Below are 245 nucleotides of genomic sequence, written 5' to 3' on the forward strand. Positions count from 1 at the left end.
CTTCAACGCCGAACTGGTGACTCCGTTCGACGCGCCGTCCAGCCCGCCGGTCGATACCACGCCGGAAACCGTGGACGCCCCCATCGTCCAGCTAGGCCTGGAAACCGTGGAGCTGACGGGTGCGGACGATCTGTCGCGATTCTACGAGCACACCCTGCCGGACACGGTGGAGGTTGCGGACGCAGCTGCCGCGGAACCGTCGCCGCCGCTCGACATCGTCGCCGAAGAGATCGTGGCCGAAGAGA

At 66.9% G+C, this 245-nt stretch carries 1 protein-coding gene; it reads left to right on the plus strand.

Annotated elements, in window-relative coordinates; translation table 11 throughout:
- Positions 1–245, plus strand: a 245-nt coding sequence (locus ACQG3P_RS21785) for a hypothetical protein (protein ID WP_426806215.1), incomplete at both ends; no start/stop codon positions are given.

Origin of the sequence: Stenotrophomonas sp. SrG (assembly GCF_050031795.1) — a bacterium.
Classification (GTDB): Bacteria; Pseudomonadota; Gammaproteobacteria; order Xanthomonadales; family Xanthomonadaceae; genus Stenotrophomonas; species Stenotrophomonas rhizophila_A.